Source organism: Streptomyces bambusae, from assembly GCF_020532645.1.
GTDB classification, from domain to species: domain Bacteria; phylum Actinomycetota; class Actinomycetes; order Streptomycetales; family Streptomycetaceae; genus Streptomyces; species Streptomyces bambusae.
Map to the genome: position 1 here is coordinate 1 of NZ_JAJAUZ010000023.1, position 20333 is coordinate 20333.

A 20333-nucleotide genomic window follows, 5' to 3' on the forward strand; every position below is an offset into this window, starting at 1 on the left:
CCCCCCCCCCCCCCCCCCCCCCCCCCCCCCCCGGCAGGCCGGCCGGCGCCGGCTCCCGGGCTCTGCCCGGACCCGCGCCTCAACCGCCGGCGAGGCTGGATTCGGCGCCGGCTCCCGGGCTCTGCCCGGACCCGCGCCGGCGAGGCTGGATTCGGCGCCGGCGAGGCGGGTGGTGCCCCGCGGCACACGCAGCATGGTGCGCCACCGCTACCGCTACCGCCACCGCCCCCGCGCGCCGCAGACGGTGAAATGGCCCGGCAGGGGCGGGGTCGAGCCTCGAAGGGGTGGTCGGGGCGGGGGCGGAATCAGTGCGGCGCGGACCGGCCGCGGTCACGCGCCGCCAGCCACGCGTACGCCCGGTCCGCCGCGAACCCCGCCTGCCCGGCAGGGAACAGCAGATCCGCCGTCGCGAAGCCGGGATCACCCGCAGCCCGGGCCCCGTACGGGACCGCCACGCAGCCCATCCCCGCCGCGTGCGCCGCCCGCACACCCGGCGCCGCATCCTCCAGCACCACGCAGTCCGCAGGCTCGGCCCCCAACCGCCGCGCCGCCTCCAGGAACACGTCCGGGGCCGGCTTCCCCCGCGCCACCTCCTCGGCCGACACCGCCGTCGTGAGGAACGCGTCGAGCCCGGTCCCGGCCAGCACCGCGTCGATCGCCGCCCGTGACGAACCGGACGCCACCGCCATCGGCACCCCGTCCGCGTGCAGCCGCTCCACGAACGCCCGCATCTGCGGGAACACCTCGGTCGCGGCCCGCGCCAGTTCCAGATAGGCCGCGTTCTGCTCGGCCAGCAGCTGCCCGACCGGCGCCTCGATCCCGTACCGCTCCCGCAGGACCGCCAGCGTCTCCAGGGTGCCGATGCCGATGAAGCGGGCGTGCTGCTCCCACGTGAAGTCCGGGACGCCGTGCCGCGCCAGCGTCCGGCGGCCGGACTCGTAGTAGTTCGGCTCGCTGTCCACGAGAGTGCCGTCGAGATCGAATATGACGGAGATCATCCGCACTGCCCGTTCTGCCGGTTACAGGGTGTCCATGCTTCCCCGTCCAGGATGTCAGGCTTTGCGTGCCGCCCGGCCCACCGATTCCACCAGCGGCAGCAGCCGGTGCGGCACCCGTTCCCGCAGCGCCACCTCGGTGCGGGTGCGGACCACGCCCGGCAGCCGGATCAGGTGCTGGATGACGTCTTCCAGGTGTGCGTTGTCCCGGGCGGCCACCCGGGTCAGCAGGTCCCCGCCGCCGGTGATCGAGTACGCCTCGATGATCTCGGGCACGTCCGCGAGCGCCTCGCCGACGTCGTCCAGGTGCCCCTGGGTGACCTCGATGTGGACGAAGGCCAGCACGGGATGGCCCAGCGCTGCCGGCGACAGCACCGGACCGGTCCCGGTGATCACCCCGGTCCGCTCCAGCCGGTCCAGCCGTGCCTGCAGGGTGCCGCGCGCGATGCCCAGCAGGCGCGCGTACTCGCGCACGCTGGTCCGCGGCTGCTCGATCAGCAGGCGCAGGATGCGGGTGTCGAGTTCGTCCACCGCCATGGTCCGTTGGCCTCCTCGGGCACGCAGAGCCGCCCGACGAATGTACCAACGGGGTGCCGATACGGGCCGGGAGCGGGCCAGCGGCCCATTGCGGGCATGTCCGGCGACCGTGGTCCGTTGGCCCCGTCCGGCCGAAACCCGGTGCGGATTTCTGTGCCAATGGCACACCCATCCGGGCCCGAGTTGAGCCACCAGCCCTCCGGATGCTTATCTGTGCATCATCCATGCACTTTCGGCGCCGCAGCGCCGTGCGGCGACGAGGCCGCGCGGACCGCGGTGCCTTCGTCGTGCCCGGACCGCCCACACCCCGGGCGGCACGGCAGGGCGACCAGCACCACGAGGGGGCGGCCGAGCGCCGTGAAGAGGATGTTCGTGGCTCCGGATCCGGGGCGTCTGAGACTCAGGAACTCACTGCGGGCCGTCGTCGGCGTGACGCTCGCCGTCACCGCCGCCGAACTCTGCGGGCTCTCGCTCACCGCCTCCATCACCGGGGGACTGGCCGCACTGCTGGCCCTCTTCACGGTCCTCGACGCGACCGTGCCCGCCCAGCGCGTCACCACCGCCCTGCTGCCCGCCGCCGGATTCCCGGTGCTGGCCCTGGCCACCACGCTGCACGGGGTGCCGCTCGCCCGCGACGCCGCCTTCCTCGCCGTCGTCTGCTGCGGGGTCTACGCCCGCCGCTGGGGCCCGCGCGGCCACGCCCTCGGCATCTTCGCGTTCATGATGTTCTTCGTCACGCAGTTCCTGCACGCCCTCCCCGGGGAGCTGCCCGAGCTGTACGCGGCCGTCGGCATCGCCCTCGCCGCGTCCGGCGCCGTGCGCTTCCTGCTGTGGCCGATCGAGCGCCGCAACCCGCCCGCCGCGGCCCCGCCGCCGCTGCCCGGCCGCGGGCTCGCCCGCCCCACCACCCGCCAGGCCTTCCAGGCCACCGCCGCCTGCGCCTTCGCCCTCGCCGTCGGCCAGATGCTGTCCGAGGACCGCTGGTACTGGGCCGTCGGCACCGCCTGGTGGATCTTCGTGAACACCGCCTCCCGCGGCGAGACCCTGGTCCGCGGGTTCCGCCGGGTGCTCGGCACCCTCGTGGGCATCGCCGCCGGCCTGCTCATCGCCGTTCCGCTGCACGGCGCGCCCGCCCCTACCGCATTCCTCGTCGCCGTGTGCGTTTTCGGCATTTTTTACACCGCCGCCCCCTCGTACAGCTGGATGATGTTCTTCGTGACCGTCATGGCCGGACTCCTGTACGGGCTGCTCGGCGTGCTCCACCCCGGGCTGCTCCTCCTCCGCTTCGAGGAGACCGCGGTGGGCGCGCTCGGCGCCGCCCTCGCGGTCGCCCTCGTGCTCCCCGTCACCACCCACGCGGCCAACGACGCCTGGATCCAGCGCGCCCTGCACTGCGTACGCCACTGCACCGCGGCCAGCGCCCGCCGGCTGGCAGGCGATCCCGACGCCGACCCCGCGCCGCACGCGGCCGAGCTCGAACTGCTCCTCGCCCGCGTCCGGATGGCCCTCGCGCCGCTCGTGCACCCGCTGAGCCCGCTGCGCGCCCGCAAGGCGCGCGCCCGGCAGGTGCTCCAGCTGCTCGACGCCTGTGCCCACCAGGTGCGCGGGCTGGTCGCGGTCGCCGCCGACCCGGACGCCTCGCACGACGCCCGCCTCGCGCAGGCGTGCGCCCGGGTGGAGGACGCCGTGGAGGCCCTGGTGGCCCGGCGCGCGGTGCCGCTGGAGCGCGAGGTCGTCGTACGGATCCCCGCGCCGGCGCCCGCAGCGGAGCAGCCGGCGCAGGCCGACACGGCCCTGGTCCACCTCGCCGATCTGGAGCGGGCGCTCGCGGAACTCGCCGAGCCCCTGCACACCAGCCCGAACGCACCACTCGTACCAGCCTGACCCGGGAGCAGTGCGCCGGGCCTGGTTCCAGCACATTCATCCGGCGCGTCCGGAGTGGATCGACCGGACAGGGGGTGACCGACCGGAATGGAAACACTGCACCAGCGGTCGACGGCCGCACGCGTGTGGGCGGCGGCGGAGGAGTTCATCAGACTCCACCACCGGGAGAATCCGGAAGCCGGTGACGTGGAAGCACGGCTGGCCGACGTGCGGGACGAGATACGGGTGCTGGGCACCTACCGGCACACCGCGGAGGAGCTCGTCCACGGCGCCCGGGTCGCCTGGCGCAACAGCAACCGCTGCATCGGCCGGCTCTACTGGAACTCGCTGCGGGTCCGCGACCTGCGCGGGCTGACCGGTGCTGACGAGATCGCCGCGGCCTGCTTCGACCACCTGCGCGAGGCCACCAACGGCGGCCGGATCCGCCCCACGATCACGGTGTTCGCCCCCGACATACCGGGGCGGCCCGGCCCTCTGATCTGGAACGAGCAGCTGATCCGGTACGCCGGCTACGGCTCCGACGGGCGGACCGTGGGCGATCCGCGGAACGAGGGCTTCACGGCCGGGGTGCAGCGGCTCGGCTGGCCCGGCGGCCCGGGCACCCCGTTCGACCTGCTGCCCCTGGTGGTCCAGGGCTGCGACGACAAGCCCCGCTGGTTCGAACTGCCCGCGGACGCGGTCCTGGAAGTGCCCGTCGAGCACCCGGAGGGCGACCGCTGGACCGACTGGGGCCTGCGCTGGCACGCGGTACCCGCCATCTCGAACATGACCCTGGAGATCGGCGGCGTCCGCTACCCGGCAGCCCCCTTCAACGGCTGGTACATGGGCACCGAGATCGGCGCCCGCAACCTCGCCGACGGCGACCGCTACGACCTGCTGCCGGAGGTGGCCCGCCGACTGGGCCTCGACACCTCCAGCGACCGCTCGCTGTGGAAGGACCGGGCCCTCGTCGAGCTGAACCGGGCCGTCCTCGACTCCTTCGACCGCGCCGGCGTGACCATCGCCGACCACCACACCGAGTCCCGGCGGTTCCTGACCCACATGGAGCGCGAGGAGCGCAAGGGCCGCGAGGTCGGCGCCGACTGGTCCTGGATCGTGCCCCCGATGTCCGGCGCCGCGACCCCCGTCTTCCACCGCACCTACGACACCACCGAGCGCACCCCCGCGTACGTCCACCACCCCGGTGCCCTCGCCCGGGCCCGTGGCGCCGGGCTGGGGGAGGAGCCGGCGGAGGTGCCGGGCGGGCCCACCGGGGTGCTCGGGGGCGTGCCCGCCCCGCGTTCCGGTACGGGCCTCGCGGAGCCCGTCGAGGAGCACGAGAAGGCGCCGGCGCCGGAGCTGCGGCCGGACGCCTGCCCCGGACCGGTCGTGCAGGTCCGGCCGGGGGCCTGCCCGGTCCGGCGCAAGGAACCCGTGGCGGAAGCCGGGTGACCGCCCCCATCTTGGTCTAGACCTGCTACGGTCGGCCCCGGGCCGGCACCGCGGCCGGCGGGAGAGGGGAGCACCCGTGCAGGAGCAGGACCATGGCCACCACCGGGCCTACATCGGCTCGTTCACGTCGGCGGGCGGCCGCGGCATCACCACCGCGGCCGTCGACCCGGGCACCGGCGCGCTGACGCCCACCGGTGCCACCGACGCCCTCGGCGACCCCTCGTACCTGGCGGTCGACCCGCAGGCCGGCGTGCTGTACGCGGTCGGTGAGGGCACCCCCGGGACGGCCGCCGCCTTCGGCCTCACCGCGCAGGGGCCGGTGCCGCTCGGCGCTGCCGTCCCCGTGGCCGGCGACGGTCCCACCCACCTGTGCCTGGCGGGCCGGTGGCTGCTCACCGCCAACTACGGCTCGGGCAGCGTCAGCGTGCTCGCCCGCGGGGCCGGCGGAGCCCTCGCCGGGCCCGCCAGGGTGCTGGTCCACGAGGGCGCGGGCCCCGACCCCGAGCGGCAGGCCGCACCCCACGCCCACCAGGTCGTCGCGGCCCCCGGCGGCCGCTGGGTCCTCGGCGTGGACCTCGGAACCGACGCGCTCCGGGTCTGCACCCTCGACCCGGAGACCGGCGTCCTGCGCCTGCACGCCGAAGCCGCCCTGCGGCCCGGCTCCGGCCCCCGGCACCTCGCCTTCCATCCCGGCGGCCGGGTCCTCTACGTCCTGAACGAGCTCGCACCCACGGTGACCGTCTGCCGGTGGGACGGCGAGACGGGGGCGGTGGAAGTGGTCGAAGAGGTTCCGGTCGCCGCAGAGGGCGCTCCAGCGTCCGTACGGGCCTATCCCTCGGCCCTCGTGGCCTCGCCGGACGGGCGCCACCTGTGGGCGGCGGTGCGCGGCACCGACGTCATCGCGGTACTCGCCCTCGACGCCGGCGGCGAGCGGGTGCGCCCCGCCGGGACCGCGGACTGCGGCGGGCACTGGCCCCGCGACCTGGCCCTCGACCCGTCCGGCCGCCGGCTCTACGCGGCGAACGAGCGGTCCGGCGACGTCACCTGGTTCGACGTGGACCCCGCCACCGGCATGCCGTCCCGCGCAGGCAGCACGGCGGTCCCGGCCGCCTCCTGCGTGGTCTTCGCCCGGACCTGACGAGCCGGGGCCTGGCCGGCCCGGACCCGACCGGCCCGGCCCGGCCCGGACGAGCCCGACCCGACGACGAAGGCCCGCCCCCGGACAGGGGAGGCGGGCCCTCGTGATGCCGTGCGTCGGGTCAGCGCAGCTGCGCACCCTGTGCGGGCTGGGCGATGCCCAGGGCCGCGGCGTACTTCTCGACGGCGAGCTTGCCGATCGCCGGGTAGGCGCCGAGCGCCTCGGCGGCGGCGCAGTCGGCCTCCTTGCAGGCCGTGTCCAGCAGGCCCTCGGCGGCCTCCGGGCCGATCACGTACGGCGCCAGCGCCAGCTGCACCGAGCCCGAGCCGCGCAGCTGCTCGGCCACCGCGGCCACCGAGCCCTCCTGGTCCAGGGCGGCGGCCATGACCGGCACCGCGAGGCGGGCGGCCAGCAGCATGCCGGTGATCCCGGCGGTCTGCACGGCCTCCTCGCCGCCGACGGTGCCGAGGATGATGCCGTCCGCGGCGGTGGCCACGGTGAACAGCCGGGCGCGGTCCGCGCGGGCCAGCCCCGCCTCGGACAGGCGCACGTGCAGCGCCTCCGCGAGCAGCGGGTGCGGGCCGAGCACGTCGGTCAGCTCGGCTGCGGCCGGGCTGTCCATCAGCGCCTGGCGGATCCGGCGCAGCAGACCGCTGTCCGGGCCGGCGAGCAGCGGGACCACGACCGCGTCCGGACCCTGCGGCTCGACGACCTCCTGGCCGGCGGCGCGGGCGAACTCGATGCGGGCCGCGCGCTCCGCGACGACGGCACCGAGCACCGCCTGGAGCGTCGGGAACTCCGCCGTGATCTCGGCGGTGTCGGAGTCGCCGTCCAGGAAACCGATCCGGGCGTCGAGGCCGGGCAGCTCCGAGCGGGCGATGCTCAGGGTCTCCTCCGCCAGCGACCGGGCGGCGGAGGAGAGGGCACCGGGCACCGCCAGGACCAGCGCGGGCGCGCCCTCGGGCGCCACCGCGGGCTCCGGACGGCGGTGCCGTCCGGTCTGGCGGGGTCGCGGCATTCGTACAGGCAGGCCAGCGGGCCCAGTGGGGGAGCTCATGGCGCCGCATGCTACTGGCTTTCCCGTCCGGCCTGTTCGGGCAGGGGGGAGTCGGGCGGCATCTGTCCGTATTTATCCGATGAATGTCAGATAAGCTTCAACCACTTCGGGCCGTCAGCCCGCGGACGGCAGCCGCCAGTCCACGGGCTGCGCCCCCTGCCGGACCAGCAGGTCGTTGGCCCGGCTGAACGGCCGCGAGCCGAAGAAGCCGCGGTCCGCGGACATGGGGGAGGGGTGCGCCGACTCCACCGCGGGCAGGTCGCCGAGCAGCGGCCGCAGGTTGCGGGCGTCGCGGCCCCACAGCACCGACACCAGCGGCGTGCCGCGGGCGGCCAGGGCCCGGATGGCCTGCTCCGTCACGGCCTCCCAGCCCTTGCCGCGGTGCGCGGCGGGCTTGCGGGGCGCGGTGGTCAGGGCGCGGTTGAGCAGCAGCACGCCCTGCCGGGTCCACGGGGTGAGGTCGCCGTTGGCGGGCCGGGGCAGGCCGAGGTCGTGGTGCATCTCCCGGAAGATGTTCTCCAGGCTGCCGGGGACCGGCTGCACTTCGGGCGCGACCGAGAAGGACAGACCCACCGCGTGCCCGGGCGTCGGGTACGGGTCCTGCCCGACGATCAGCACCCGCACCTCGTCGAAGGGCTGCTGGAAGGCGCGCAGGACATGGGCCCCCGCGGGCAGGTACGTGCGGCCGGCCGCGATCTCGGCGCGGAGGAAGTCGCCCATTGCGGCGATCTGCCCCGCGACCGGCTCAAGTGCCCGTGCCCAGCCCGCTTCGACGATCTCGTTCAGTGGTCGTGCCATGGCGCGTCACTCTACTGGCCGATCATGGCCGCGCGCACGCAGAGGACGTCGGGCAGGTGCGAGGCCAGCAGGTGCCAGCTGTCCCCGTCGTCGGCGCTCGCGTACAGCTCGCCGTTGCGGTTGCCGAAGTAGACGCCCGCGGGGTCGGCGTCGTCCGTGCACAGGGCGTCGCGCAGCACGGTGCCGTAGTGGTCGCCCGCCGGCAGCCCGGCGGTCAGCGCCTCCCAGCTGCCGCCGGCGTCCGAGGTGCGGAAGACCCGGCAGCGGCGGCCGGCGGGGACCCGGTCGGAGTCGGCGTTGAGCGGGAAGACGTACGCGGTGCCCGGCCGGTGCGGGTGGGCGGCCACCGTGAAGCCGAAGTCCGAGGGGAGGCCGCCGCCGATGTCCGTCCACGTCCCGCCGGCGTCGTCGCTGCGGTAGACGCCCCAGTGGTTCTGGAGGTAGAGGCGGGCCGGGTCGCCCGCGTCCTGGGCGATCTTGTGCACGCACTGCCCGAACTCCGGCTGCGGGTCGGGCAGGAAGACGGCCGAGACCCCCTTGTTCGACGGGGACCAGCCGGCGCCGCCGTCCCGGGACCGGAACACGCCGGCCGCCGACACGGCCACCGTGACCAGTTCCGGGTCGGCCGGGTCGGTGACCACGGTGTGCACGGCCTCGCCGCCGCCGCCCGGTTCCCAGCGCTCCCGCGTCGGGTGCTCCCACAGCGGCCGGACCAGCTCGAAGGACTCGCCGCCGTCCTCGGAGCGGAAGAGCGCGGCCGGCTCGGTGCCCGCCCAGACCACCCCGGGGGCGGCCGGACCGGCCGGGTGCAGCTGCCACACCCGTTCCAGGGAGGCGCCGGTGTCCTCGGGGAACTTCACCGCCGGACGGGCCGGCTCGGTCCACGTCTTCCCCAGGTCGTCGGAGTGGAAGACGGACGGACCCCAGTGCGTGCTGTCGCCCGCCACCAGCAGCCGGGGGACCGGCCCGCGCCCGTCGATGGCGACGGCGTACACGGCCTGGGCGTTGAAGTGCGGGCCGTCGAACTCCCAGCGGCCGGCCCGCCGGCGGCCGAGGAAGAGCCCCTTGCGGGTGCCCACGGTGAGCAGGACGTCGGTCATGGCCGACACCTCCGGACGTCGTTGTCCCGATGCGGTGCGGGACCCGTCGGTGCGCGGCCCCGTCGTTCCACTCTGCACCCGGCCACCGGCAGCGGCCCGGCACGGCGCGCGGCCGCCCGCCCCCGCGGGCCCGCCCCCCAGTGGCCTCAGGCCCGGGCGTACTGGCCCGGCGTACGGATCTCCGCGCCCAGCTCGCGGGCGGCGCGGCGGGCCCAGTGCGGGTCGCGCAGCAGCTCGCGGCCCAGCAGGACGGCGTCGGCCTCTCCGTTCGCCAGGATCTTCTCCGCCTGTGCGGAGCCGGTGATCAGGCCGACGGCTCCCACCGGCAGGTCGGTCTCCTGCTTGACCCGGGCCGCGAACGGCACCTGGTAGCCGGGCCCCACCGGGATCGGCACCCGCGCCGCGTTGCCGCCGCTGGAGACGTCGAGCAGGTCCACGCCGTGCCCGTGCAGCAGCCCGGCCAGCCGGACGGTGTCGTCGGCGGTCCAGCCGGCGCCGTCGAGCCAGTCGGTGGCCGAAACGCGGAAGAAGAGCGGCAGGTCCGAGGGCCACGCGCTGCGCACCGCGTCGACGACCTCCAGGGCGAAGCGGGTGCGGTTCTCGAAGGAGCCGCCGTACGCGTCGGTGCGGCGGTTGCTGTGCGGGGAGAGGAACTCGCCGATCAGGTAGCCGTGCGCGCCGTGCACCTCGGCCACCCGGAAGCCGGCCGCCAGGGCCCGGCGGGCGGCCGCCGCGAACTGCTCGACGATCACGGTCATCTCACCGGTCGTCAGCTCCTGCGGCACCGGGTGGCCCTCGTCGAACGCCAGCGGGCTGGGTCCGACCGGCTGCCAGCCGTGCTCCTGCGGGCCCACCGGACGCCCGCCCCGCCAGGGCCGGTCGGTCGACCCCTTCCGGCCGCTGTGGCCCAGCTGGATGCCCGGCACGGTGCCCTGCTCGCGCAGGAACCCGGTGATCCGGCGCAGCGCCGCGGCCTGGTCGTCGTTCCACAGGCCGAGGTCGTACGGGGAGATGCGGCCCTCGGGGGCGACGGCGGTGGCCTCCTGGAGGATCAGGCCCGTGCCGCCGGCGGCGCGGGCCGCGTAGTGTGCGAAGTGCCAGTCGGTCGCCACTCCGGCGGCCGTGCCGGCCGGTTCCGCGGAGTACTGGCACATGGGCGCCATCCATGCGCGGTTCGGCGCGGTGACCGACCGCAGGGCGTAGGGCTCGAAGAGGGCGCTCATGGCGGCAGGCTCCGTTCTCGCCCGGCGGCTGACGCGCCGGTGCGGCGATTGAGTACGAGAAGGATCGTACTACGAAGGTTCTCGAAGTACGAGGGATCTCGTACGATGGGATCCGGGAGCCGGTACGGGCACACCGACGCGGGCGCGCGGCGGCTCACAAGCGAGCGGAGAGAGCGGATGACGGAACAGGCGGCCCACCGGGCGCTCGCCCACCCCGAACCGGGCGGCATCCGCCTCGAAGACGTGCTGCACGCACTCTCCGACCCGGTCCGGCTGGGGATCGTGCGCCGGCTCGCGGACGCGCCGGACGCCCTCGCCTGCTCCGCGTTCGACGTCCCGGTCACCAAGTCGACGAGCACGCACCACTTCCGGGTGCTGCGCGAGAGCGGCGTGGTCCGCCAGACCTACCGGGGCACCGCCAAGCTCAACGCCCTGCGCCGTGCCGAACTCGACGCCCTGTTCCCGGGCTTGCTGGACCACGTCCTCGCCGCCGCGGACGCCGAGGACACCCGCCGGGCGTGAGGCACGGGCGCGCCCGTCAGCCCGCCGCCGGCGGCAGCCCGGCCGCCGTCAGCAGCCCCGGCCAGTCCGGGATCTTGACGGATCGGCGGCCCAGCGAGAGCCCCAGGGCCGCCTCCGCGGCCTCGATGCCCAGCCAGCCCTGCCACGGCACCGGGTGCGCGCCCGCGGCCCGCAGCCCGGCCACCGGGTCGGCGGCCACCGGCCGGGCGGCCAGCCGCGCGGCGTCCGCCAGCAGGGAGCCGGCCGTCTCCTTCGCGCACGGCCGGTTGGTCCCGATGACCCCCGTGGGACCCCGCTTGATCCAGCCGGCCACGTACTCGCCCTCCGACGGCACCCCGTCGCGCAGCACCCGGCCCGCCGCGTGCGGCACCGTGCAGGTGCGCTCGTCGAACGGCAGCCCGGGCAGCGGCACCCCCTGGTAGCCCACCGACCGCAGCACCAGCTGGGCGGGCACGTCCTCGAACCGGCCGGTGCCCGTCACCCCGCCGCGCCCGTCCGGCACGGTCCGCTCGAACCGCACCCCCGCAACCCGTCCGGCCCCGTCGTCCAGGACCTCCACCGGGCGCAGGAAGAACCGCAGTCCGATCCGGCGCTCCCCGGGCGGCAGCGGTCCGGCCGGAGCGGCGCCGGCCCAGCCGCGCAGCACCTCCACGTTCCGCCGGTTCACCGCCGGCAGCGGCGCCGAGGGGTCCGCGTACGCCGGGTCGAGGGCCAGCTCGGCCGGGTCGACCGTGACCGCCACGCCGGGCAGGCCGCCGAGTTCGCGCAGCTCCTTCGTGGTGAACTTGCCCGCCGACGGGCCGCGCCGGGCCACCATCGAGACCTCCCGCACCCCGCTCCCGGCGAGCGCGCCGAGCGCCGGCTGCGGCATGTCGGTGGGGCTGAGGTCGGCCGCGCCGCGGGCCAGGATCCGGGTCACGTCCACCGCCACGTTCCCCGCCCCGACGACCACGGCCGAGGTCGCCTTGCCGAGCCCGAAGGCGTCGCCCGCCGCGTCCGGATGGGCGCTGTACCAGGACACGAACGCGGTCGCAGAGCGCACCCCGGCCAGGTCCTCGCCGGGGATGCCCAGCCGCCGGTCCCGGGCCGCGCCCACGCAGTACACCACCGCGTGGTACAGCTCCAGCAGCCGCTCGGGACCGAGGTGCGGGCCGCCCACCTCGACGTTGCCGAGGAAGCGGATCCGCTCGTCCTCCAGCACCGTGCGCAGGTTCCCCTGCAGGGACTTGATCTTCTCGTGGTCCGGGGCCACGCCGTAGCGCACCAGCCCGTACGGGCACGGCAGCCGGTCCAGCACGTCGACCCGCACGTCCGGCACGGTGCGCTGCTGGACGAGGGTCTGGGCGGTGTAGACCCCGCTCGGGCCCGAACCGACGACGGCGACACGAAGCACGGCCGTGCTCCTTCCGCAGGGTGCCTTCAGCATGCCACCGGGGCGGTGGCGCGTCAGCCCATGGCGCGCATCCGGCTGATCTCGGCGGTCTGCTGGGCGACCACATCCGTCGCCATCTCCTCCACGGCCACGTTGTTCCCACCGGACAGCGCCTCGCCGGCCATCGTCACCGCGCCCTCGTGGTGGGCGATCATGAGGGCGAGGAACTGCCGGTCGAACTCCGCGCCGCGGGCCGCCTTGAGCCGGCCGAGCTGCTCCGCGGTGGCCATGCCCGGCATCGCATGGTCGTGGCCGGCCGCGCCGGGGTCGGCCGGGTGCGCCGACTGCCAGCCCTCCATCGCCCCGATCTCCGGCTTCTGAGCCGCGGCGATCCGCTCGGCCAGTCGCTTGACCTGCGTCGAGGCGGCCCGTCCGGGGGCCAGCGCGGTCATCGTCAGGGCCTGCCGGTGGTGCTCGATCATGCGCCGGACGTACTGGTGGTCCGCGGCGTTGGGGGAGTCGTCGGGCAGCTCCTTCGCGGCCTCCCCGGGGGTGAGGGTGCGGGACTTCTCGCCGGGCTTGCCGGGGGCGATCACCCTGGCCCCGCCGGTCGGCTCCGGGTCCGCGGCCCGGTCGCCGCTCTCCTCGCAGCCGGCGAGGGCGAGGGCCAGCAGAGCGGCCGCCAGGGTCTGGGCGAGACGACGGTGGATCGGCAACGCGTCCTCCTCCGGTGCGTGACGTTCCGTCATGTGAACGCCGCGCAAGGTCTTTTCACACCACTATTGCCATGCACATGACCGGGACCATACTGCCGTGGGTGACGCTCAGTCTTCCGTTCCCACCAGGAACGGATCAAGGGAGGGCACAGTGACTTCGTTGCACAACACCCCGGTGCGGCGCCGGCGCGCCGCGGCGGCGGCCGCCGCGGCCGGTCTGCTCGCGACACTCCTCGCGGCCGGACCGGCGGCGGCCACCCCCGACCCCGGTGACGGGCCGGCCGTCCGCAAGACCGGCCCCGGGGCGGCCGCCGCGGCCCGGGCCGCCGTCGAGGCCGGCGACATCCCCGGCCAGGACCAGGTCGTCCACAGCGCCAACATCGAGCACGTGGCGGAGATGCCCAAGGGCGCCCTCAAGGGCATCAACACCGACCTCGCCTTCCAGGGCCGGTACGCCTACGCCGGCAACTACGACGGCTTCGTCATCTGGGACATCAGCCGCCCCAAGAGCCCGAAGATCGTCAGCGAGGTGCTCTGCCCCGGCGGCCAGAACGACATCTCCGTCTCCGGCGACCTCCTCTTCCTGTCCACCGACTCGTCGCGCAGCGACAACTCCTGCAACAGCGTCTCCCAGCCCGCCACCGAGAAATCCTCCTGGGAGGGCATCAAGGTCTTCGACATCAGCGACAAGACGAACCCGAAGTACGTCGCCGCCGTCGAGACCAACTGCGGCTCCCACACCCACACCCTGGTGCCCGGCGGCCGTGACGTCTACCTGTACGTCTCCTCCTACAGCCCCAACGACGCCTTCCCCGACTGCAAGCCCCCGCACGACGGCATCTCCGTCGTCAAGGTCCCCCGGCACGCCCCCGAGCGGGCGGCCGTGGTCGGCTTCCCGGTCCTCTTCCCGGACGGCGGCAACCCCGGCACCCCGACCGTCTCCAAGACCACCGGCTGCCACGACATCACCGTGTTCCCCTCGAAGAAGCTCGCCGCCGGCGCCTGCATGGGCGACGGCATCATCTTCGACATCAGCCGGCCCGAGCAGCCGCGGGTGATCGACCGCGTCCGGGACGACGTGAACTTCGCGTTCTGGCACTCCGCCACCTTCAGCGAGAACGGCTCCAAGGTGGTCTTCACCGACGAGCTCGGCGGCGGCGTAGGCGCCACCTGCAACGAGGCCACCGGCCCGAACCGCGGCGCGGACGGCATCTACGCCATCACCGGCCGCGGCGACCAGCGACGGCTCGCCTTCCGCGGCTACTACAAGATCGACCGGTACCAGGCGGACACCGAGAACTGCGTCGCCCACAACGGCTCGCTGATCCCCGTCCGCGGCCGCGACATCATGGTCCAGGCCTGGTACCAGGGCGGCATCTCGGTCTTCGACTTCACCGACCCGGCCCGCGCCCACGAGATCGGCTGGTTCGAGCGCGGCCCGATCAGCACCGACACCCTCAGCCTCGGCGGCTCGTGGTCCGCGTACTACTACAACGGCCACATCTACTCCAACGACATCGCCAAGGGCTTCGACGTCCTGAAGATCAACGACCGGCGCACCGACAGCGCCCGCCACGTGCGCCTGGACCGCCTCAACGCCCAGACGCAGCCCGACTACCGCTGACCCGGGACCCCCGGCAGCCCCGCAGTATCCCCAACCACCGGCCCGCCTCCAGCCCGTACCGCTGGAACAGCTCGGCCCGCAGCGTCTGCGCCGGCATCGGCGCCCCCGGCAGCAGCACCGCGAACACCGCACCCATCAACAGGGCCCGCAGCAGCGCGTAGTCGGCATCCGGATCCGCCGAGCCGTACCGCTCCACCGTGTCCCGCAGCAGCTCTGCCAGCCGCTGCTGCTCCGGGCACTGCACGAAACCCTCCGCGGACAGGATCCCCGCCATGTGCGTGCGCAGGAGCAGCGGATGCTCCGCCGCGAGCCCCAGGACCGCGTCGATCGCCCGGGCCAGCCGCTCCCGCCCGTCCTCGGTCCGCGGCTCCCGCTCCAGCGCCTCGTGCAGGGTCCGGTGCATCAGCCGGTGCACCGCCGACTGCAGCAGCTGGCGCTTCCCGGGAAAGTAGTACGAGACCAGACCGCGGGCGGCACCCGCCCGGTCCGCGATGTCCGCGAGGGTCGTCGCCTCGTAACCGCGCTCCGCCACGAGTTCCACCGTGGCCTGGAGGAGCCGCTCACGGGAACGCCTCCGCAAATCCTCATTGACCGATGCGCTGCGCGGGGACATGCTTACTCCTGCGTTGACTGGCTCCCAGCCAATATACTCAGCGCACCCGGTGGCGGTGCACCCGATACCGCTCCGGACGGCAGCCGGTCGCCGTGCTGGGCGACGCGGGGGATCGCCCAGCACCGGCACCGGCCTGCCGCTCACCGCACCGGAGCCGCGCCGGCCGGGGCCCTGCCGGCAGCGGCCCACGCAGCGGCGGCGGCCGCGAGCGCGACCCCCAGCAGCCAGCCGCCCAGCACGTCCGACGGCCAGTGCACCCCCAGGTAGACCCGGGTCCAGCCCACCCCCAGCACCGAGACCACGACCACCGCCACGGCGATCCGGCCCGGCGGCCGCACCCCGCCCTGCGGCACGCCCCACAGCACCAGCGCGCACACCACCGCGGCGGTCATCGCATGGCCCGACGGATAGGCCGCGTAGTCCGCCGAGTCCACCGGGTCCGGCCACTGCGGGCGCTCCCGGCCCAGCAGCGCCTTCAGCCCCTGGCTCACGGCCGTCGACACCGCCGTGGCCACCGCCACCGCCAGCGCGGCCCGCCGGGCACCGCGCACCAGCAGCCATCCGCACAGCACCAGCGCCAACGCCCGCATCGTCCACGGGTCCCAGACCCAGTCGCTCAGCACCCGGTTGACCCGCACCGTCGCCGGATGCGCCACCGCGTCCCGGTGCAGGGCCTCCGAGAGCCGCCGGTCGGCGCGCAGCAGCGGCGGCCAGGCGAGCGCGACGAGCACGGTCAGCACGGCCGCGGGCACGGCGCACGCGATGACGGTCCACCAGTGCGGGGCGGCGGGAGAACGCATGCCCGGGATCCTGGCACAGGCCGCCACGCCGCGTGCGCACGGCGCGGGAACGCGCGCCCGGCCGCGCCCCGGAAACGGGGTTCAGGACAGCGCGCTCAGGACCGCGCGCTCAGGACAGCGCGCTCAGCCCCGGCACGAACGCCACCAGCAGCGGCACCGCCGGCACCAGCGCCGCGGCCGCCGTCAGCCGCAGCCGGCGCACCGCGGGCAGCCGTGCGGGCGCCGACAGCAGTCGCCGCACCCGCTGCGGCACGTGGTGGTGCGGATGCCCGCACGGGCCGAACACCCCGCGGTCCTCGTTGAGCTCCACCAGGGCCAGCGCGATCGTCAGCCGCCCGTACCGCCGCGACGCCGCGTCGTCGGCGGCCATCTCCACCAGCCGGTGCACCTCGCTGCGGAACGCCTCGAACACCGGCACCTGCGGGAACCCGTCCGCCAGCGCCCCCGAACAGTGCAGCAGCCAGTCGTGCCGGGCCACCGCATGCCCCTGCTCGTGCGCCAGCACGGCGTTGAGCTGGTCCCCCTTCAGCCGGCGCAGCGCTGCCGTGGTCACCACCAGCCGCGGCGCCGGACCCGACAGCCACCACGCACCCGCGCGCGGCGCCTCCAGCACCACCAGCCGGGAGCCCGCCGGATCCTCCCCCGGCAGCAGCGGCGCCTTGACCAGCAGATCCGCCCGGCGCTGCCGACGGCGGGAGCGCGCCCGCAGCACCTCGCCCGCGAGCATCTTCCCGGTCCACAGCGCGCCCGCGGCCAGCACCACCGCGGTACCCGCGGCCCACGGGCCGCCCGCGCCGAGCCCGTACGCCTCCACCACGCCGTGCGGAGCGGGCGCGAACAGCCGGCCGCGCACGGCCTGCCAGGCCGCCGACGCGCTGAGCAGCATGGACAGGGCGAAGCACAACAACACGGCGCCGACGACGCATTGCCACACCCACAGGGCCACGACGGGTTCCCGGTCTGGCCATTCGGTGCGGGCGAGCAGGCGGGGCGCCCCGAGAGCGGTCAGGACGCCGAGCAGCAGCAGTGCGGCGGGGACCATCATGGGCGTCAGCCTATGAGCGCACACGGCACGGAGGTACGCCCACGGCCGCCAAGTGACCGAGGACACGTTTCACCACGACCCCTTGAGGCACACCGCCCCCGTCCGCGCCTCACACCGTCAGCAGCATGGCGAACATCCCCATCCCCATCGCCAGCCGGCAGGCCCGCACCAGCCCGGCGGTCCGGCCCACCGCCACCGGCCCGCCGTGCCCGGCCGCGGCCGGCACCAGCCGCACCCCGGCCAGCAGCACGTAACCCGCGTAATAGAGGAGCAGCAGCCCGGTCAGCAGCGGCACCCCCGCGCTGCCGTGCCCGCCCGCCATCACCAGCGCCATGTACAGCATCGCCAGCGAGCCCACCAGGTGGTGGGCGAGATGACCGGACCCCGGCAGCGCGGCCCACGCCGAGCGGCCGGTGTGCCACAGCGCGTGCAGCGTCGCGGCGCCGAACACGGCGCCCAGCAGCCAGGCCCGCCCGGCCCCGCCCGCCGCGGCCGGGACGGCCATCGCCGCCATACCGAACGCCATCAGCGCCTCCCCGGCCGCCGCCGCCCGGTCCGCCGCCGGGCCGTCCCGCAGCCGCAGCAGGCACGACGAGCCGCTCACCGCGCACAGGACCACGAGCAGCCAGGCCGGGACCGCGGGACCGTGCACGGCAGGCCTCCCCCTTCGAGGTGTCCGACGGGGGAAACCTGCCCGGCCGGCACCCGGGTTAGGCTCTGGGTGCACCCGTGCGCCACCGATCGGAACGGAGACCGCGTTCATGGAGACCCGTACGCAGGACGGACTGACCTTCCGCGCCGCAGCCCTGGCCGACGTGCCGGAGCTGGTGGCCCTCGTGGAGTCCGCCTACCGCGGGGACGCGAGCCGGGCCGGCTGGACCACCGAGGCCGACTTCCTGGACGGCCGGCGCACCGACGAACAGGGCGTGCGCGAGGTCATCGAGACCGTGGACAGCACGCTGATGGTGGTGGAGCGCAAGGACGAGATCGTCGCCTGCTGCCAGCTCCAGCACCGCGGCGACCACGCCTACTTCGGAATGTTCGCGGTCCGCCCCGTGCTGCAGGGCGAAGGCCTCGGCAAGGTGATCATCGCCGAGGCCGAGCGCCGGGTGCGCGAACTGTGGGGCGCGGCGCAGATGCGCATGACCGTGGTCAACGTGCGCGCCGAGCTGATCGCCTGGTACGAGCGGCGCGGCTACCGCCTGACGGGGGAGAGCAGCCCGTTCCCGTACGGAGACCAGCGTTTCGGAGTGCCGCTGCGCGACGACCTGGAGTTCGTCCTGCTGGCCAAGGACCTCCCCTAGGCCGCTCCTGGACGCGGTCCGGCCGCCGCGCGAACCGGTCAGGCCGTGAAGCGGCCCGTCAGCCGGATCTCCGGCAGGTCCGTCGTCGCACCGTCCAGCTCCAAGGCGCGGACCAGCCTCAGGTGCTCGTGGGTGTTGACCACCCAGCCGATCACCCGCAGACCGGCGGTGTGCGCCGACTCCACGGTCTCCAGGGTCAGCCGCCGGATGTTGAGGGCGAGCGTCTCCGCGCCCGCCCCCAGCGCCCGGTCCACCACGTCCTCGCCGTAGCGGCTCGCCGTCAGCGTGGTCCGCACGCCCGGCACCAGGCGGGCGATCTCCACGAGCGCGGCGTCGTGGAACGAGGACACCGCCACCCGGCCGACCAGGTCCCGGCGCAGCATCACCTCGGCCAGCGCCCGGGCCGCGCCCACGTCCTTGACGTCGGCCTGGAGCGGGGCCCGCACCGCATCGAGCACCTCCTCGAACACGGGTACCTGTTCGCCGCGCCCGGCGTCCAGCTCCCGCAGCTCGGCGAGGGTCAGGTCGGCGACGGCGCCCGAACCGTCCGTGGTGCGGTCGACCTCCGCGTCGTGCATCACGACGAGGGCGCCGTCCTTGCTGAGCTGGAGGTCGAACTCGACGACGTCCATGCCGGAACGTTCCGCGCGGACGAAGGACCGCAGTGTGTTCTCGGGCTCCACGCCCATGACCCCGCGGTGACCGATGGTGAGGAAAGTCAAGGTTCTCTCGCTTCCGTCGACGGCGGCTCCCGCGCCCCGGCCCTGACCGGCTGCGCGGCAAGGCGGAGCCTAGTGCTCCCGTCCCGGAATGGAAGCGCCCGTGCAGGGCCCGTCCGGGGCGTGGTGGCCGCTTCCCGCCTGCCCTGTGCGCCCCCGCCCGGCCGGATCGGGTCACCCGGGCGTGGGCGAGTCCCCACCGTCTTGACGCGGGCCGCACCGGCTGCTCCCGGACCGGTGCACGTCTCTTGCTTCTTCTCGATATGACTACTAGTCATATTCCGAATCGAAGTACCGACGGACGCGTACACGACCCTGGAGGCGGCGTGAAATTCTCCGTGATCTTCGAAGCGCAACTGGCCGATCCCACGGTGGAACGCGAGCACCAGCTCATCCGCGACTGCGTCGAACAGGCGGTGTTCGCCGAGGAGATGGGCTTCGACCGGATCTGGGCGGTCGAGCACCACGGCTTGCTCTGGTACAGCCACATGACGGCTCCTGAGGTGTTCCTCACCTGGGTGGCCGCCCGGACCCGGACCATCCGCATCGGCCACGGCGTGGTCTGCATGCCGTTCAACTTCAACCACCCGGTCCGCGTGGCCGAGCGCGCGGCCATGCTCGACCTCCTCTCGGGCGGCCGGCTCGACCTCGGCGCCGGACGCGGCGGCACCCGCCAGGAGACCTCGCTGTGCGGTGTCGACCCGGACCGCACCACCCAGGAGGTGGAGGAGGCGCTGCGGATCATCGGGAAGTCCTGGCAGCAGGACGAGCTGGAGCACCACGGCGAGCTGCTCGACATCGGACCGCACCCGATCCTGCCGCGCCCCGTCCAGCGCCCGCACCCGCCGCTCTTCCTGGCCTGCTCCCGGACCGAGACCCTGGTGCAGGCCGCCGAGCTGGGCGTCGGCGCGCTGGTCATGGGCTTCGCCGGACCCGAGTCGATCGCCGCGATGCGCACCGCCTACGACGCCGCCGTCGCGGCCCGGGACGGCAGCCGGTTCGTCTCCACCGCCGTCAACGACCACTTCTCGGTGCTCTGCCCCACCATCGTCCTCGACGACCGGGAGCAGGCCCGCCGCACCGGAATCCGCGGGCAGCGGTTCTTCGCCCAGTCCATCGGCCACTGGTACGGGGGCGCCGGCATCCCCGACGAGGCCGTGGTGCCCGGCGCCGACGAGGCCGCCGAACTGCACCGGGCCGCCGAGCAGGTGGTGGCCCGGCTGCACGAGCAGGACATCCCGGTCCGCCCCACCGCCACCGCCACCTTCCACGCCGACCACGCGTACGGCACGGCCGACGACGCCATCGCGTACGTACGGCGGCTCGCCGCGGCCGGAGCCGACGAGATCATGTGCCTGGTCCAGATGGGCACCGTCCCGCAGGAGGCCTGCATGGAGACCCTCCGGCAGTGGGGCGAGAAGGTCATCCCGCACTTCCGCGGACTCTGAGGGGCGC

Annotated in this window: 20 protein-coding genes; 7 read left to right on the forward strand and 13 right to left on the reverse strand. The window is 74.8% G+C overall.

Annotated features, from left to right (window positions below; translation table 11 throughout):
* Positions 1–305 precede the first annotated feature (305 nt).
* Both LG634_RS17710 and LG634_RS17715 read right to left on the reverse strand, forming a co-directional pair.
* Positions 306–998, reverse strand: a complete 693-nt coding sequence (locus tag LG634_RS17710) for an HAD family hydrolase (RefSeq protein ID WP_226734817.1) — start codon at positions 996–998, stop codon at positions 306–308.
* A 54-nt stretch (positions 999–1052) separates the two neighbouring features.
* Entirely contained in the window at positions 1053–1532 is a 480-nt protein-coding gene (locus LG634_RS17715) for an Lrp/AsnC family transcriptional regulator (RefSeq protein ID WP_226734818.1), read from the reverse strand.
* Between the two features lie 366 nt (positions 1533–1898).
* Between LG634_RS17715 and LG634_RS17720 the strand changes: the two genes are divergently transcribed.
* From LG634_RS17720 to LG634_RS17730, 3 genes are all read left to right on the forward strand, one after another.
* Complete coding sequence (locus LG634_RS17720; protein WP_226734906.1) at positions 1899–3416, forward strand: FUSC family protein; 1518 nt, start codon at positions 1899–1901, stop codon at positions 3414–3416.
* Between the two features lie 87 nt (positions 3417–3503).
* Complete coding sequence (locus LG634_RS17725) at positions 3504–4847, forward strand: nitric oxide synthase oxygenase (RefSeq protein ID WP_372482442.1); 1344 nt, start codon at positions 3504–3506, stop codon at positions 4845–4847.
* Between the two features lie 76 nt (positions 4848–4923).
* Positions 4924–5985 (forward strand): lactonase family protein, encoded by a 1062-nt coding sequence (locus tag LG634_RS17730; protein WP_226734819.1) that lies wholly within the window; start codon positions 4924–4926, stop codon positions 5983–5985.
* Positions 5986–6106: 121 nt separating this feature from the next.
* On the opposite strand, the gene LG634_RS17735 is transcribed toward LG634_RS17730, so the two are convergent.
* The 4 genes from LG634_RS17735 to LG634_RS17755 all read right to left on the reverse strand — a co-directional run bounded on the left by LG634_RS17735 (position 6107) and on the right by LG634_RS17755 (position 10163).
* Complete coding sequence (locus LG634_RS17735) at positions 6107–7042, reverse strand: sirohydrochlorin chelatase (RefSeq protein WP_226734820.1); 936 nt, start codon at positions 7040–7042, stop codon at positions 6107–6109.
* Between the two features lie 114 nt (positions 7043–7156).
* The gene (locus LG634_RS17740; protein ID WP_226734821.1) at positions 7157–7840 is read right to left on the reverse strand and encodes a uracil-DNA glycosylase; all 684 of its coding nucleotides are present in this window, start codon (positions 7838–7840) and stop codon (positions 7157–7159) included.
* A gap of 11 nt (positions 7841–7851) precedes the next feature.
* Entirely contained in the window at positions 7852–8940 is a 1089-nt protein-coding gene (locus LG634_RS17745) for a WD40/YVTN/BNR-like repeat-containing protein (protein WP_226734822.1), read from the reverse strand.
* Between the two features lie 146 nt (positions 8941–9086).
* Positions 9087–10163: an NADH:flavin oxidoreductase/NADH oxidase gene (locus LG634_RS17755; RefSeq protein WP_226734823.1), complete on the reverse strand. Its 1077-nt coding sequence runs from the start codon at positions 10161–10163 to the stop codon at positions 9087–9089.
* Positions 10164–10340: 177 nt separating this feature from the next.
* On the opposite strand from LG634_RS17755, the gene LG634_RS17760 reads away from it, so the two are divergent.
* Positions 10341–10685 carry an ArsR/SmtB family transcription factor gene (locus LG634_RS17760; protein WP_226734824.1) on the forward strand — a complete coding sequence of 115 codons (345 nt, stop codon included), beginning with the start codon at positions 10341–10343 and terminating at the stop codon, positions 10683–10685.
* 16 nt (positions 10686–10701) lie between these two features.
* Here LG634_RS17760 and LG634_RS17765 read toward each other — a convergent pair whose 3' ends face one another.
* Both LG634_RS17765 and LG634_RS17770 read right to left on the reverse strand, forming a co-directional pair.
* Positions 10702–12078 carry an FAD-dependent oxidoreductase gene (locus LG634_RS17765; protein WP_226734825.1) on the reverse strand — a complete coding sequence of 459 codons (1377 nt, stop codon included), beginning with the start codon at positions 12076–12078 and terminating at the stop codon, positions 10702–10704.
* A gap of 53 nt (positions 12079–12131) precedes the next feature.
* Positions 12132–12806 (reverse strand): DUF305 domain-containing protein, encoded by a 675-nt coding sequence (locus tag LG634_RS17770; protein ID WP_226734826.1) that lies wholly within the window; start codon positions 12804–12806, stop codon positions 12132–12134.
* Positions 12807–12924: 118 nt separating this feature from the next.
* Here LG634_RS17770 and LG634_RS17775 point away from each other — a divergent pair, with 118 nt between their 5' ends.
* Positions 12925–14397 (forward strand): LVIVD repeat-containing protein, encoded by a 1473-nt coding sequence (locus tag LG634_RS17775; RefSeq protein WP_226734827.1) that lies wholly within the window; start codon positions 12925–12927, stop codon positions 14395–14397.
* Here LG634_RS17775 and LG634_RS17780 read toward each other — a convergent pair.
* The 4 genes from LG634_RS17780 to LG634_RS17795 form a co-directional block, all read right to left on the reverse strand.
* Entirely contained in the window at positions 14366–15010 is a 645-nt protein-coding gene (locus LG634_RS17780) for a TetR/AcrR family transcriptional regulator (protein ID WP_226734828.1), read from the reverse strand. The genes LG634_RS17775 and LG634_RS17780 overlap by 32 nt on opposite strands.
* Before the next feature lie 140 nt (positions 15011–15150).
* The gene (locus tag LG634_RS17785; protein ID WP_226734829.1) at positions 15151–15810 is read right to left on the reverse strand and encodes a phosphatase PAP2 family protein; all 660 of its coding nucleotides are present in this window, start codon (positions 15808–15810) and stop codon (positions 15151–15153) included.
* 109 nt (positions 15811–15919) lie between these two features.
* On the reverse strand, positions 15920–16855 hold the full coding sequence (locus tag LG634_RS17790; protein WP_226734830.1) for a M56 family metallopeptidase: 936 nt from the start codon (positions 16853–16855) through the stop codon (positions 15920–15922).
* Positions 16856–16964: 109 nt separating this feature from the next.
* Complete coding sequence (locus LG634_RS17795) at positions 16965–17507, reverse strand: DUF5134 domain-containing protein (protein WP_226734831.1); 543 nt, start codon at positions 17505–17507, stop codon at positions 16965–16967.
* Between the two features lie 109 nt (positions 17508–17616).
* Here LG634_RS17795 and LG634_RS17800 point away from each other — a divergent pair, with 109 nt between their 5' ends.
* Positions 17617–18159 carry a GNAT family N-acetyltransferase gene (locus LG634_RS17800; RefSeq protein ID WP_226734832.1) on the forward strand — a complete coding sequence of 181 codons (543 nt, stop codon included), beginning with the start codon at positions 17617–17619 and terminating at the stop codon, positions 18157–18159.
* A 38-nt stretch (positions 18160–18197) separates the two neighbouring features.
* On the opposite strand, the gene LG634_RS17805 is transcribed toward LG634_RS17800, so the two are convergent.
* Positions 18198–18881, reverse strand: a complete 684-nt coding sequence (locus LG634_RS17805; protein ID WP_226734833.1) for a glycerophosphodiester phosphodiesterase — start codon at positions 18879–18881, stop codon at positions 18198–18200.
* Between the two features lie 323 nt (positions 18882–19204).
* Between LG634_RS17805 and LG634_RS17810 the strand changes: the two genes are divergently transcribed.
* Entirely contained in the window at positions 19205–20326 is a 1122-nt protein-coding gene (locus tag LG634_RS17810; RefSeq protein ID WP_226734834.1) for an LLM class flavin-dependent oxidoreductase, read from the forward strand.
* Positions 20327–20333 lie beyond the last annotated feature (7 nt).